This window comes from Shewanella oncorhynchi (assembly GCF_012584455.1).
GTDB lineage: Bacteria > Pseudomonadota > Gammaproteobacteria > Enterobacterales > Shewanellaceae > Shewanella > Shewanella oncorhynchi.
This window is the reverse complement of record NZ_JABAEB010000006.1, coordinates 1-13,733: the sequence shown is the minus strand read 5'-3', so window position 1 is coordinate 13,733 and position 13,733 is coordinate 1. Positions and strand designations below refer to the sequence as shown.

Sequence of the window (13,733 nt, the reverse complement as noted above, 5' to 3'; positions counted from 1 at the left end):
ATCTAATCAGTTCAGAGCCTCACAGGCATCTCAATCCAAGGCGCATTGACGAAGAAATGGTCATTCCCTTTTAAGTCAATGCAACACCGGAGTGGGATGCCTGTGTGGCTCCCGAAGGGCGGGTTTCAACGTGCTTTATACTGCGTTTAAGGCTTTCGACAGAGCACCACTATGCCTTCAAGCCTTCGCCTTGTCTAAAGCGCGTTGAACTCCCGCTGAATGAACAGATATTTAATACGATTGGTATAATGCAGATTTTGGGTTACCTTATCCATTCATCAGAGTAAAAACAAGCTGTTATGTTCACATATCACAGCATTAATCTTCCTTGATTAGATTTTAAATACAAAAAAGCCGCACTATAAATGCGGCTAATCAATAGGTACAACCATTCTCTAAAATACAACTTAAGTCAAAAGTTAAGCGTATTTACGCACTTTTTTAAGGGCGATTTGTTGTTTTAGCATGGATAAATGTTCGATAAATACTTTGCCATGCAAATGGTCGATTTCGTGCTGCAACACTATGGCTAAAAACTCATCGGTCTCGATTTCGATAGCCTTGCCAGTTCTGTCTAAGGCAGTCACTTTAACCTTTTCAAAACGTGACACTTTAGCGCGATAACCTGGGATAGACAGACAACCTTCTTCACCGACGAACTCACCTGACTTTTCAACAATCTCAGGGTTAATCAACACTAAAGGCTGGTCGCGACCGTCAGATAAATCGATCACGATAATTGCATCTGTACTGCCGACTTGAGTTGCCGCTAAACCGATACCATCGTCCGTGTGATACATGGTTTCGATTAAATCATCGATAAATCCCTGAACAGCTTCAATATCTTTTACAGGTTGCGCTTTACGTTTAAGGCGCTCATCGGGAATAGTTAGAATATCGAGTACAGCCATGCCAGTTATCTTCTCTCATCGAGTCAAAAAAATTGGCGCTATTATGGACTATTTGACTATTTACACAATATTTAAGCTAAAAACAGTTTAAATATTTTGTTAGTAATCGAGCTAGCCGATAAAAATATCGAGAAGTGCTTAATCCTTTAAATACCAAATACCCTCACATCTTCCGCTAAGCCACGCTTTACCGTTACACTAGCGTGAACTCATCAAGCAAAAGTTTTTGAGCGTGATTCTTTGTGAGTCATACCAATCGTATTAAATATCTGTTCATTCAGCGAGAATTCAACGCGCTTTAGACAAGGCGAAGGCTTGAAGGCATAGTGGTGCTCTGTCGAAAGCCTTAAACGCAGTATAAAGCGTTTTGAAACCCGCCCTTTGGGAGCCTCACAGGTATCCCACTCTGGTGTTGCATTGACTTAAAAGAGAATAACGATTTCTGCGTCAATGCGCCTGAGATTTAAATACCTGTGAGGCTTTGAACTGATTAGATATTTAATGTGATTGGTATCAATACCATTAAGCTGAGGGTTAACAATTCAATGGCATCGTTTCCTAAAGACAAATCACCGCTGTATCAATACCTTGAACAAGATAAACAGAGTGTAGCGAGAAAACAGCCCCAAGCAGTGGACTTGTCTCCTATGGCGAAAATCTGGCATATCGTCGCCATGATCCCGCAGGGTAAAGTCAGCAGCTATGGCAAAATTGCCGATTATGCAGGATTACCGGAACGAGCGCGTTATGTGTCAAAAGCGCTGAAAGCAGCTCCCGAACATTTGTCACTCCCTTGGCATAGGGTACTCAATAGTCAAGGCAAAATATCCTTCGAGAAAAATTCAACCTTCTTTCAAGAACAGATGGAATTATTAAGAATTGAAGGGATAACAGTGAACTGCGGCAAAATTAGTTTGTCTGAATACGAGTGGCGACCGGATCTGGTGACTTTAGTCATGGCAATGCCATTTTAGTTTAATATATTGATCCATAAACTATTTACATCTCTATTTACAGAAACGTCGTCCTCGGCTATAACCTGCTTACAGTCGATCCGATAATTGATTTATGCTCAACTGATTGACCCAGAACTGTGTAAGTAAGCATGCTACTCGACACTTTTTTATCAACCACTACCGACCATTCTGTAGTGATACAAGGTGAAAACCTGCGACCCAAGGAGCATTCTTTGCGTACCATTCCCACATTATTAGTGAGTTTTACCGTCCTCACTCAAAGTATGTTTGCCATGGCAGCGCCAACGCCGCTAACACCGCAGACGGCCGAATACCAAGTCAACTATGGAGACATTGAATTAGGAAAAGCCAAATACACGCTACCCAATGCCGAAGATGGCGTGTTTAAGTATCGTTTTGATAGCGATCTCAGCCTGTTATTGTTAACAGATGTGCGTCACATCTTGAGTGAATTTACTCAAAATGACGCGCAGCTCAGTCCTTTGCGTTACTTACAACAACGCCAAGGTGTCGGGCCTAATTACACGGAGCAAACCGCATTCGCCAAAGCTCAAGGCTTTATTCATACACGTTACAAAGATGAAAAAGGCAAGTTTCCCTATGATGATAAAATCTTTGATCCTCTTATGGTGCAGTTGCAATTTAGGCTAGATATGATGGCGGGCAAAGAAGTGCTCGACTATAAGATGGTCAAGGACAACGAAGTCGATGAATACAAGTTTCATGTGATCGGTAAAGAACGAATGAACATCGACAGCGGCAGTTACGACACAGTCAAAATTGAAGTCGTGCGTGACAATAAAAAACGTCAAACCTTCTTCTGGATGGCGCCTGACTTAGCGTATTTGCCCGTGCGTCTAACTCACTTTGAAAAAGGCAGTAAGCAGCTCGATATTAAGTTACTTAAATATCACTTCGATGAAGTGCCGCACCAAGAAACCATACCTGCAGACATTGCAGAGAAACCGCTAGTGCCTAAACTGCTCGGCACGACTGAAGGTTAATCGGTAAGGCATTGAGTTAAGATGTATAAACTTAACCCAATGATACAAAGCCTTAGCTTCACAATACTGAACTAAAGCCAAACTCATATCGAATAAAGCCCAACCGAACTAATATCTAACCGAACTATATTTAACTGAACTATATCTAACTGAACTTAGGGCCTACCTCTAAGTTCAGTTAATGTTCATCGCTAATGGTTCATCACTGATTGCTAGAAGGTATGTTAGATACTGACTCGAACTTTTTAATAAAGTGACCTGAACAAAACAAAGTCAACCGTAAATCCGCTTACCCTCATTATTTAGCTCAGTGGTATCACATCAGAGATCGATTAACAGCTCACCCAATCTGAACAGCTTCCAGTTACCCGGCTGCATAACGCGCCACTGTTCATTTTCGGTCAAAGGGCGAGTCGCAATCACAGTCACCACATCATGGGCGGTAGTTTCCTTATCAAAATCAATCACCACATCGGTATCGATAAGTTTCGCTTTACCAAACGGCGCGCGGCGAGTGATGTAACATAAGTTATTACTGCAATAGCTCATTAAATGCTCGCCATCGCTCAATATCATGTTGAACACACCTAACGCACGGATTTGCTCGGCCAACGTTGCGACGTAATGGAAAACTGCCAACATATCTTCAGGTTTAGTACCGCCAAACTTCTGGGCGACTTGTTCCAAAATCCAGCAGAAAGCAAGTTCGCTATCGGTATCGCCTACGGGTTGATAGCGCGAGACATGAAACTTGGGCAGATAGTCCGTCAATTGACCATTGTGGGCATAGGTCCAATAACGTCCCCATAATTCGCGGGTAAAAGGATGAGTGTTCTCTAAAGACACACAGCCGCGATTCGCTTGGCGAATATGGCTTATCACCACCTCACTTTTAATCGGGTAGGATTTGATCAATTTTGCAATATGCGATTCGCTACTCGGGCAAGCATCTTTAAAAGTACGGCTACCTTTCCCCTCGTAAAAAGTAATACCCCAGCCGTCCACGTGGGGACCAGTTACACCACCACGTTGTGCTAATCCCGTAAAACTAAACACAATATCGGTCGGCACATTGGCGCTCATCGCCAGTAACTCGCACATATTTCTCGCCTATCATCAATCAAAAAAACTACTTATTGGCATTGTAACTAGTTGATGACATTTGTGGAATGATCAAAGCTGACAAATAATTTAAACAATTGTTTGAAAAATACTTGTATTAAAATTCTCTTAGGTTTAACTTTTATGCGACACAGGTCTGACCACAAACTATAATTGTGATCGCAATCAATAAAACACTCTATGACCTGTGGTTGGCACTCGGTCATATTTAAGGAGAATTACAGTGACTACCCTACTTTGGATCATCGCCATGATCTTAGTGCTAGGAGCCCTAGCTTACCTTCGGGTATCTTTGCTCACTGCCACTATTACAGCCGCTGTTGTGATGACAGCAGGATGGACACTCGATGTTGTCGGCCCTATCTCTTGGATCGTTTTCCTCGTGATCGCGCTGCCGTTAAATATCAGTGCATTTAGACAAAATGTGATCAGTCGTCCACTGATGAAGGTATATCGCGGCATCATGCCGGAAATGTCTTCAACAGAGAAAGAAGCGATTGAAGCCGGCACCACTTGGTGGGAAGCGGATCTGTTTGCGGGTAACCCGAACTGGAAAAAACTCCATAACTACCCAGTTGCGCGTTTAAGTGCAGACGAACAGGCCTTCCTCGATGGCCCTGTTGAAGAAGTGTGCCGCATGGTGAATCAACACCAAGTGTCACATCAACTTGCCGATCTGCCTGCCGACGTATGGCAATATCTGAAAGATCACGGTTTCTTCGCCATGATCATTAAGAAAAAATACGGCGGTTTAGAATATTCAGCTTATGCCCAATCTCGCGTGTTACAAAAACTGGCGGGCTTAAGTAGTGAATTGGCTTCAACTGTTGGCGTACCTAACTCTTTAGGCCCTGGAGAGCTGCTGCAACATTACGGCACGCCAGAACAACAAAACCATTATTTACCGCGTTTAGCCAAAGGGTTAGAAGTCCCTTGTTTCGCTCTGACCAGCCCAGAAGCCGGTAGCGATGCAGGCTCGATTCCTGACTTTGGTATTGTGTGTAAAGGCCAATGGGAAGGTGAAGAAGTTCTGGGGATGAAGCTGACCTGGAACAAGCGTTACATCACCTTAGCGCCTGTCGCGACAGTATTAGGCTTAGCCTTTAAACTGCGCGATCCAGAGCATCTACTTGGTGATAAAGAAGAACTCGGCATTACTTGTGCTTTGATCCCTACCGATATGGAAGGGGTTGAAACGGGTCGTCGTCACTTCCCGCTCAACTGCATGTTCCAAAACGGTCCGACTCGCGGCAACGAAGTATTCGTGCCATTAAGCTTCATCATTGGCGGCCCGAAAATGGCTGGTCAAGGCTGGCGCATGCTGGTGGAATGTTTATCTGTGGGTCGTGGTATCACACTGCCATCAAACTCAGCTGGCGGCGTGAAAACCGCAGCGCTGGCAACAGGTGCTTATGCTCGCATTCGTCGTCAGTTCAAATTGCCTATTGGCAAGCTTGAAGGTATCGAAGAGCCAATGGCACGCATCGGCGGTAACGCTTATCTGATGGATGCTGTAACGACTTTGACCACCACAGGTATCGACTTAGGTGAAAAACCGTCGGTTATCTCTGCGATTGTGAAATATCACCTGACCGACAGAATGCAGAAATGCGTTATCGATGCCATGGATATTCACGGCGGTAAAGGCGTGTGTCTTGGCCCCAATAACTATTTAGGCCGTGGCTACCAAGCTGCGCCTATCGCAATTACTGTTGAAGGTGCAAACATCCTTACCCGTTCTATGATCATCTACGGCCAAGGCGCAATTCGTTGCCATCCGTATGTACTCGCAGAAATGGAGTCAGCGTTTGATACTGAATCGGGTCAAGGTTTAGCTAACTTCGATGCAGCTATTTTTGGTCACATTGGCTTCGCGACCAGTAACTTCATCCGTAGCTTCTGGTTAGGTCTGACATCAAGCCGTTTCTCTAACGCGCCTTATTCAGATAAAACCAAGCGTTATTATCAACAGATGAACCGTTTCAGTGCCAACCTTGCCCTGCTTTCTGACTTAGCCATGGCAACCTTGGGCGGCAACCTTAAACGTAAAGAACGTATCTCTGCCCGTTTAGGTGACTTACTGAGCCAACTGTATCTGGCATCAGCCACGCTGAAACGCTATGAAGATGAAGGCCGTCAAACCGACGACTTGCCATTAGTACAATGGGCAGTTGAAGATGCGCTATATAAGCTACAAGCTTCTTTAGACGATTTACTGGATAACTTCCCTATGGGCCTTGGTGGCGTATTACGTGTGGTGATGTTCCCATTCGGTCGTCCACTGAAACGCCCAAGCGATGTGTTAGATCATAAAGTCGCTAAGATCATGCAAACACCATGTGAAAGCCGTAACCGTTTAGGTAAAGGTCAGTTCTGGACTAACTCTGAGCACAATGCTGTGGGGATCCAAGAACAAACACTACTCGACATCATCGCGTCTGAACCGCTACATGACAAAGTCTGTAAAGCCAGTGGTAAACGTCTACCATTTATGTGGTTAGATAAAGTTGCCGCAGAAGGTAAAGCCTTAGGAGTGTTAAGCGATGCCGAAGTGCAATTACTGGAAAGAGCAGAAATTGGTCGTATGAAATCAATCAACGTTGATGACTTTGACCCAGCAGAACTTCGTCCAGAAGTGGTTTCAACCACTTCACAGGAACGTGCTGCGTAATACTCACTAAGATTTAAACCACAAAAAGGAGGCTAATTAGCCTCCTTTTTTAATGCCTATAACCAATCACACGACTCAAGTCATTAAGCAGCATTAAACGCAATAGCAGCCTAGGTTAATTCTTCACTAAGGTCTCATCTACAGCTTGTAGTGGATCAGCGGTATTATCTTCAGTAGCCACCTCAGCTTGAGCCTTTTCAAGCTTTAATCGCTCGGCCTCCTCTTCCGCTTTTTCCTTTGCTAAAGCAGATTCTGCTGCTTTTTCTTGGGCTTCCCGCTCTGCAATTGCTTGCTGCACTTTGGCTTCTTCTAAGGCTTCAATTGGCAATAGACTGATAAGCTCAATGCCATTCGGAAATACGGTATCATTACCCGAAACAACGACGACCTTACCTTCTTTTGTCAGGTAAATCAGTGGTATTGCCGTCTCACCGTAACGTTTACGAAAATGTTCAAAGCTGAAGTTTTCGGTTAAATTCGTTACTTTCAGTTGAGCGCCTTTCGCCATTAGGCTGGCTATCTTGGCATAAGACACTGCATCACCAAACAAACATAAACGTTGCTTATAACTTTCAGAGAGCTGGTGGCGCGCACTGCCTACTTCGGTATTATTAAGACCAAATACTTTTTTAGCACCAAAAAAGTCTTGGAAATGAAAGCTCACTAACGGGTTTAACTGTCGGTAAGGTGAAATAATCAATACGCGGCCAATTCCAGTTAAATCCATATAGGTTTCAGCATGTTCCGATACGGGATTACCAAAATACACTGGGATATTATCCATACGCGCAAGGCGAATGTTATCCCAGTTATTATCAGCCAATAGCACTTTGACATCTTTGGCTTTTAAAATTTTCGCTAACTCTCTGGAAAATTTAGAGGCGCCAAAGATCAATAAACCTTGGGCAGAATCGGCTTTAACCCCAAGAAATCGTGCCCAACGTCCCGCCGTTAAACTTTGGACCACCACAGTGCCGATAATAATTAAGAACACTAAGGGCACAATTGCATCTGCGCCCTGCACATTATTGGCTTCTAACTTGATTGCAAATAACGAAGATACCGCCGCGGCCACAATACCTCGAGGGGCAATCCAGCATAAAAACCACTTATCCGCTTTCGACAGAGATGTGCCGATACCAGAAGCCCAAATACTCAGCGGTCGTGCCAATAACATGGTCACCGCTAAAACCCCCAGTCCACCCCAACCTAAGCCGAGCATGGCATTAGAATCTAATCGCGCCGCCAGTAAAATAAACAGTGCAGAAATCAACAGTACGGTTAATGTTTCTTTAAATTCAAGGATTTCAGCAATATCCACACCACGCATATTCGCAAGCCAAATGCCCATAACCGTCACAGTCAATAAACCCGATTCTTCTTGTAATAGGTTCGAGCCGACAAAGATACCCAGCATTAAGGTCAAAACGGCGGTATTACGCAGATAGTGTGGCAATAGGTTGTGTCTTAAGATTTGTCCCGTTAGATAACCCGCCACTGCGCCAAGTCCTAATCCGAGGGACAACATAGAGCCTAAGGCATAAAGCACATGTGTCGTTTGATCGCTGGCAACGGTTATGTATTCAAAGACTAACACTGCGAGCAGCGCGCCTATTGGGTCAATCACTATGCCTTCCCAACGCAAAATACTCGCTAGCTGGGATTTAGGACGCACACTTCTGAGCATTGGCACGATAACCGTAGGCCCAGTCACTACCACTAGCGCCCCAAAGAGCAATGCAATTTCCCAACTAAAATCCAGTAAATAAAAGGTGGCCGTACTGATACAGGCCCAAGTGATCACGGTACCGATAGTCACAAGATGCGTCACCATGCGACCATGATCTTTGATTTCTTTAAAGTTAAGAGTCAAAGCCCCTTCAAATAAAATCACGGCGACCCCGAGGGAAATTATCGGAAAAAGCAAATCACCAAAAATCGCATCAGGATTGAGGAATCCAAGCCCAGGGCCTAAAGTGAGCCCACATAGCAACAAGGGTAAAATCGCTGGTAACCGCAGTTTCCAGCCAAGCCATTGACAAAATAACGATAGCACTCCAATTAGCGCTAGCATGCCAGTAATGTGTTCAACCATATAAATCCTTTAGATAACTGAGCTAAATACTAATGAGCTTAGCTTTAATGACGCAGATGACAACAGCATGAACAGTAAGCTGAAATTATCTATTCGATATATCCACTGTTAAATATGACTCTTCCCTCATCACCTATGGAGAAAAAATCAAGAAAACGGAGCAATCTAGCGACATCAAGTAAAATAAGCTGTAGTACAAATCCGAAAACATCAGATTTACCTTAAATAGGGATTTAAACTTAAAATAGAAAAACAAAAAAGCCTTATCTTTCGACAAGGCTTTAATCATTTGATGAAGCGAAGACATTGATCAGCGATACACGCTGGTGACTTTCGATAATACGCTAGCTCAAACTTTTATCGTTATTAGGTGTCAACCATGGCGATAAGCAAATCCCTAACAACTAAAATGCGTGTGGGCCCTACTCACTTGATAGGCACAACCACACTTATACATATTTACCGAATCCAAATAATAACGCAGGGGATAAATCCCCTGCTTAACACCATTAATCCCTACGGCTACCGTAGTAATCGTGCAGTTCGTTTTCCCATTCAACATCTTTCATATTGGGCCAATGGCCTTTGTCAAAACCCGGCGCCGTTTTGAGTCGCTCTAATGAGATGTCCATGACAAAACATTTTTGCTCATGATTAAGTGTCAGCATCTTCCAAGGCACTGCAAACAGCTTTTCTCCAAAACCAAAATAAGTACTGAACGACAGTACCGCATACCCGACGTGGCCAGTTTCCACTTCAAGCATAATTTCTTTGATATCCCCTAAGGTTTCACCAGAATTATTAACAACATTATTGCCGATCAGTGTTTCAGCGCCCATCAGATATGGGCCGGGTCCTTGTGCCAATGATGGAGAAGCGAACTGTGGATTGTTGTAAATGCCGTAAACATCGCGATCATGATAATTCATTTTGTTGACCTCTTTATTAGCGCAGCCCATGAAACTGGACAACGGAATAAGTGAAATACCAAACGTTGGTTTCGAATTGAACATGTCCGTCATTGGACATAAGTTAGAGTATGCATCTCTACAATCACTCGCTCTGTTCGGCATACCGCTTATCAGGTAATGCGAATATAAACACATCGACTCGTCAGATCCCTGTAAGTGCGCCAGCGTACCGACATCCCATTTGCTAGGGCACAGACTCATGTTACCCAGTGCAAAATTGCCCCGGTATCAGGAAGATTAGCCATGTCAATTGCGACTATTTTATTGATTATTTTAATTTTGTTATTTCTCGGCATGCTCCCCACTTGGCCCCATAGCCGAAACTGGGGTTATCGTCCTGGTGGACTTATAGGCATAGTGCTACTGGTGCTGATTATATTGCTGTTAACGGGACGCGTTAGCTAATACGCCCCATTTTTACTCTTTATCAAAAAGGATAATCTGATGAGAACAATTAAAATGTTAAGTATCTTCCTGCTGGCTCTAGGCTTAGTCGCCGTGGCCAGTTGCAGTTCTGCATACAACAAAGAAGGTACTGGCGAGTATTTAGACGACAGTGTGGTCACCACCAAAGTGAAAGCTGCCATTTTAGGTGATAAAAACTTAAGTGTGGCCGAGATTAATGTTGAAACCTTTAAAGGCGTGGTCCAGCTCAGCGGGTTTGTTAAATCGCGTGAAGATATCAATACTGCGGTAAAACTAACAAGCAAAGTCCCCAGCGTCATTTCAGTCAAAAACGATATGCAACTAAAATCTGGCGCACCTTCACCGCAACTAAACAACTAGTCATTTAATCTCCATCATTCCGCAGCCCCGTTCTGATGCTGCGGCCCTTCTTTTTGCAGCAGATTTTCTGGTGCCAAGTCAATGCCACCACAGGTTGAACCGCTATGTCCACTCAACACCAAGACACATTAGCCCCACAAATTCAGAACCGATTAATCCGTCATCTGCCAGTGGTAGAACAAGCGGATTTATTATCACAAGCTGAATTAGTCCAACTTAACTTTGCCGACTTACTGTGCAAACCAGGCGAGTCATATCAATATGTCTATTTTCCCTTAACGGCTTTTATTTCTTTGATTGCTAAACTCCCCAAACATCCTGCATTGGAAATGGGTTTGATTGGTTACGAAGGTATGCTTGGGGCGACGACTTTGCTGGGCACTCGGCAAGTGCCTTCAGAGGCGCTCATCCAAGGTTCTGGTCAAGCTTGGCGGCTCCCCATTGAAACCTTTGAAGGTTTGCTCGCTCAAAATACCAATCTGAAGCAAATAGTAGAGACTTATCTATACACTTTGTTATGCCAATTATCACAAAATGCAGTCTGTGCCCATTTTCACTCCATTGAGTCTCGGCTAGCACGTTGGTTGCTAATGAGTCACGACCGAATTCAGACTGATGAGTTATATCTAACCCATCAATTTTTAGCCGACATGCTGGGTGTTAGACGAAGCAGTATTACCGAGGCCGCAGGCAATTTACAGACCCGCGGCAGCATTTCATATAATCGTGGGCGATTACATATTCTTGATCGGCAAGCTCTACTTGCCCGTTGCTGCAGTTGCTATCACTCAATGCGCACTTAAGTGCATATTTTCCACTCAACGATTCAAAAAACCTGCCATTATGTTCGCTACCGTACATAGCATAGGTGTTTCTCGCTGCAACCTGAGTTAGCGACATCACCAAACAAGGACACGCTATCATAATGGACACACTAAAACTGAAATCTGTATCAGAGCGACCGCCACCGGAAACTCACTTCCCGCCAGAATCCAATCGGTTGTTATGTGAATTGCCAGAAGAAGTCAAACAACGTATTTTCCCGCATCTGGAACTGGTTCCATTAGAACTCGGACAAGTAGTCTGTGAAGCAGGCTCAAAGCAGCGTTATGTGTATTTCCCGCTGGACTCGATTATTTCGCTACTATATGTGATGGAGAATGGGGCATCCGCTGAAATTGCCGTCGTTGGCAATGATGGTATGGTCGGCGTTGCACTGTTTATGGGAGGAGAAAGCACCACGAGTCGCGCTGTAGTGCAAAGTGCTGGCGTTGCCTATCGATTGTTTGGTCAGCGGCTTAAAGACGAATTTAACCGTCATGGCGCACTGCTCCATCTGTTACTACGTTACAGTCAGGTGCTACTGACCCAAATGGCTCAGACTGCGGTTTGCAATCGCCACCATAGTATTGAACAGCAACTGTGTCGTTGGTTGCTGCTTTCGATAGATAGGTTGCCCGATGATCGCGTGCTGATGACACAAGAATTGATTGCCAATATGCTCGGCGTACGCCGTGAAGGTGGTCACTGATGCGGCAGGCAAACTGCAACGCATGGGAATTATCAATTACAGCCGAGGGAATATTGAAGTGGTCGATCGCGAGTTACTAGAACAAACCTGTTGTGAATGTTACACGGTCGTTAGACAGGAATCAGAACGGCTGATGCCCCCTCAACAAGCGCAGCAAACATAAACGTACTGTGGATACAAAAATACACATAACGGATGGCTAGACCACTCGTACAACAGCCATTCTATCGTTATCCCATATTCCACTTCAGTACTACAACCACACTGGTACTGCAGAGCATAAACAAAACAGGCAGTCATCAACCCGACACGCCAACATGGCGCAAACTGATGCTGCCTAGTATCCGAAATATTACCTTTATAATCAATGAATTATTGTTGATTGCATCGACCCACCCAGCAAACAAAAAACGTGCCGAGCGGCCAATATTGCCATCACTAATCCCATGCGCGCTAACGCACAGACGTTCAATATTTTGCAGGTCATGCTGAATGTACGGTTCATGCACTCTTGCACTACACCGGGTTACTTGAGGTTTATATGAAAAAATTCACAGAACAATATAAATCCGTCGATAACGATGCACAGAATTCCAACACCAACAAAGCCAATCCTCCCGTCGTAGCCCGCAACCGTCAGATGGTCAAAACTGCAGTTGCGGATAAAGCTAAACAAGACGTGGATACCAGTAAAAGCACACACAATAAGCGAGGTTGAAGAACTTAAATCAAACGACAAGGAAGAAAACTGGACTGAAAAAGAGCCAAATCATCACTCGTTAGACTAGGACGTGACGAACAAACAGGGAAAAGTTTCATTGATTAAGTGCAAAAACTAAACCTTGCAGTAACACACTGCGTTTAGCTCAAGCCGATGCAATCCTTACTGTGTCGGCCCTCTTTAACTCAGAGGAGTAGATCATGAATTTCCGTGGCGTCAAATTACTCACTCATACCAACTGGCTCAAAAATAAGGCTATTCACCAGCATATTTAACTGTGCATGGTGGAATAACAAACCTAAAGACCACACTCTGAACACTGTTTCCGAGAAAGGAATTTCAAATGAACATCAATAAAAATCAACAACCACAGCAATATTCAATCGGTCTGCAGCGAGCCAAACACTTCTTATTAGCAGGTTGTATTGCAACAGCGCTCGTGGGCTGCAGTTCAACGCCATTGACTAAGACCGCAGAAATGGAACGAGCTGAACACACCATTGCCCGCGCAGAGCAAGCAAGAGTCGGCCAATATGCCTCAAATGAACTGGCACAGGCCAGACTTAAACTTCAATCTGCAAGCAGCGCATTACTCAATATGGACACTGTTAGCGCCGATCGTTACGCCATAGAGGCGAGCCTTGAGGCCGAATTGGCCCAAGCTCGCGCTGAGCTGGCACAAGCCAATAGCGTCAATAATGAAATGAAAAACAATATCAGCATTCTGCAGCAAGAAATGTTGCGCCGTTCAGGAGGAATTCAGTAATGAAAAAACCTATCGTTTCATCGGGTCTGCCTTTACGTTTTAGCCGCCATCTACTGGCATATAGCCTACTCCTAACCACTGTAGCAGCTTGTAGCAGTACGCTGTAGGATCCCCTCATAATTCATAGCCCCAACAACCATGAGTTAATGAGAGTTCAGCTAGTTTCTTCGCAGCACAA

13 protein-coding genes and 1 pseudogene are annotated in these 13,733 nt (G+C 44.3%); 10 read left to right on the top strand and 4 right to left on the bottom strand.

Annotated elements, in window-relative coordinates:
• Positions 1 to 104 precede the first annotated feature (104 nt).
• Positions 105 to 287, top strand: coding sequence for a hypothetical protein (locus tag HGO26_RS22520; protein ID WP_168825101.1), 183 nt, complete (start codon positions 105 to 107; stop codon positions 285 to 287).
• Between the two features lie 132 nt (positions 288 to 419).
• Here HGO26_RS22520 and def read toward each other — a convergent pair whose 3' ends face one another.
• Entirely contained in the window at positions 420 to 911 is a 492-nt protein-coding gene (def, locus tag HGO26_RS10735; protein ID WP_011789520.1) for a peptide deformylase, read from the bottom strand.
• 545 nt (positions 912 to 1,456) lie between these two features.
• Here def and HGO26_RS10730 point away from each other — a divergent pair.
• Positions 1,457 to 1,885 (top strand): MGMT family protein, encoded by a 429-nt coding sequence (locus HGO26_RS10730; RefSeq protein WP_168825099.1) that lies wholly within the window; start codon positions 1,457 to 1,459, stop codon positions 1,883 to 1,885.
• Between the two features lie 215 nt (positions 1,886 to 2,100).
• Positions 2,101 to 2,892 (top strand): DUF3108 domain-containing protein, encoded by a 792-nt coding sequence (locus tag HGO26_RS10725; protein ID WP_211085890.1) that lies wholly within the window; start codon positions 2,101 to 2,103, stop codon positions 2,890 to 2,892.
• 321 nt (positions 2,893 to 3,213) lie between these two features.
• Here the strand turns inward: HGO26_RS10725 and HGO26_RS10720 are convergent, their stop codons facing one another.
• Complete coding sequence (locus HGO26_RS10720; protein ID WP_113939616.1) at positions 3,214 to 3,993, bottom strand: class II glutamine amidotransferase; 780 nt, start codon at positions 3,991 to 3,993, stop codon at positions 3,214 to 3,216.
• A 244-nt stretch (positions 3,994 to 4,237) separates the two neighbouring features.
• On the opposite strand from HGO26_RS10720, the gene fadE reads away from it, so the two are divergent.
• Positions 4,238 to 6,685, top strand: coding sequence for an acyl-CoA dehydrogenase FadE (gene fadE, locus HGO26_RS10715; protein WP_168825095.1), 2,448 nt, complete (start codon positions 4,238 to 4,240; stop codon positions 6,683 to 6,685).
• 115 nt (positions 6,686 to 6,800) lie between these two features.
• Here fadE and HGO26_RS10710 read toward each other — a convergent pair whose 3' ends face one another.
• A complete protein-coding gene (locus tag HGO26_RS10710) occupies positions 6,801 to 8,780 on the bottom strand; it encodes a cation:proton antiporter (protein WP_168825093.1) in 1,980 nt (659 codons plus the stop codon).
• Positions 8,781 to 9,289: 509 nt separating this feature from the next.
• Positions 9,290 to 9,709, bottom strand: coding sequence for a PRC-barrel domain-containing protein (locus HGO26_RS10705; RefSeq protein WP_028760076.1), 420 nt, complete (start codon positions 9,707 to 9,709; stop codon positions 9,290 to 9,292).
• 285 nt (positions 9,710 to 9,994) lie between these two features.
• Between HGO26_RS10705 and HGO26_RS10700 the strand changes: the two genes are divergently transcribed.
• From HGO26_RS10700 to HGO26_RS10675, 6 genes and pseudogenes are all read left to right on the top strand, one after another.
• The gene (locus HGO26_RS10700; protein ID WP_081729035.1) at positions 9,995 to 10,156 is read left to right on the top strand and encodes a DUF3309 family protein; all 162 of its coding nucleotides are present in this window, start codon (positions 9,995 to 9,997) and stop codon (positions 10,154 to 10,156) included.
• 39 nt (positions 10,157 to 10,195) lie between these two features.
• Positions 10,196 to 10,537: a BON domain-containing protein gene (locus HGO26_RS10695; RefSeq protein WP_168825091.1), complete on the top strand. Its 342-nt coding sequence runs from the start codon at positions 10,196 to 10,198 to the stop codon at positions 10,535 to 10,537.
• A 104-nt stretch (positions 10,538 to 10,641) separates the two neighbouring features.
• Complete coding sequence (locus tag HGO26_RS10690; RefSeq protein WP_168825089.1) at positions 10,642 to 11,340, top strand: Crp/Fnr family transcriptional regulator; 699 nt, start codon at positions 10,642 to 10,644, stop codon at positions 11,338 to 11,340.
• A 122-nt stretch (positions 11,341 to 11,462) separates the two neighbouring features.
• Positions 11,463 to 12,231: pseudogene (locus HGO26_RS10685) on the top strand (Crp/Fnr family transcriptional regulator).
• Between the two features lie 378 nt (positions 12,232 to 12,609).
• The gene (locus tag HGO26_RS10680) at positions 12,610 to 12,786 is read left to right on the top strand and encodes a hypothetical protein (RefSeq protein ID WP_247651537.1); all 177 of its coding nucleotides are present in this window, start codon (positions 12,610 to 12,612) and stop codon (positions 12,784 to 12,786) included.
• A gap of 346 nt (positions 12,787 to 13,132) precedes the next feature.
• The gene (locus HGO26_RS10675; protein WP_028760080.1) at positions 13,133 to 13,555 is read left to right on the top strand and encodes a DUF4398 domain-containing protein; all 423 of its coding nucleotides are present in this window, start codon (positions 13,133 to 13,135) and stop codon (positions 13,553 to 13,555) included.
• The last annotated feature ends 178 nt before the right edge of the window (positions 13,556 to 13,733 follow it).

What these genes read in the sequence shown, in the direction of transcription:
- HGO26_RS10695 (WP_168825091.1), top strand. Translation starts at nt 10,196, where the DNA reads ATGAGAACAATTAAAATGTTAAGTATCTTCCTGCTGGCTCTAGGCTTA.
- HGO26_RS10720 (WP_113939616.1), bottom strand. Translation starts at nt 3,993, where the DNA reads ATGTGCGAGTTACTGGCGATGAGCGCCAATGTGCCGACCGATATTGTG.
- HGO26_RS10700 (WP_081729035.1), top strand. Translation starts at nt 9,995, where the DNA reads ATGTCAATTGCGACTATTTTATTGATTATTTTAATTTTGTTATTTCTC.
- HGO26_RS10675 (WP_028760080.1), top strand. Translation starts at nt 13,133, where the DNA reads ATGAACATCAATAAAAATCAACAACCACAGCAATATTCAATCGGTCTG.
- HGO26_RS10690 (WP_168825089.1), top strand. Translation starts at nt 10,642, where the DNA reads ATGTCCACTCAACACCAAGACACATTAGCCCCACAAATTCAGAACCGA.
- HGO26_RS10710 (WP_168825093.1), bottom strand. Translation starts at nt 8,780, where the DNA reads ATGGTTGAACACATTACTGGCATGCTAGCGCTAATTGGAGTGCTATCG.
- HGO26_RS10730 (WP_168825099.1), top strand. Translation starts at nt 1,457, where the DNA reads ATGGCATCGTTTCCTAAAGACAAATCACCGCTGTATCAATACCTTGAA.
- HGO26_RS10680 (WP_247651537.1), top strand. Translation starts at nt 12,610, where the DNA reads ATGAAAAAATTCACAGAACAATATAAATCCGTCGATAACGATGCACAG.
- HGO26_RS10705 (WP_028760076.1), bottom strand. Translation starts at nt 9,709, where the DNA reads ATGAATTATCATGATCGCGATGTTTACGGCATTTACAACAATCCACAG.
- def (WP_011789520.1), bottom strand. Translation starts at nt 911, where the DNA reads ATGGCTGTACTCGATATTCTAACTATTCCCGATGAGCGCCTTAAACGT.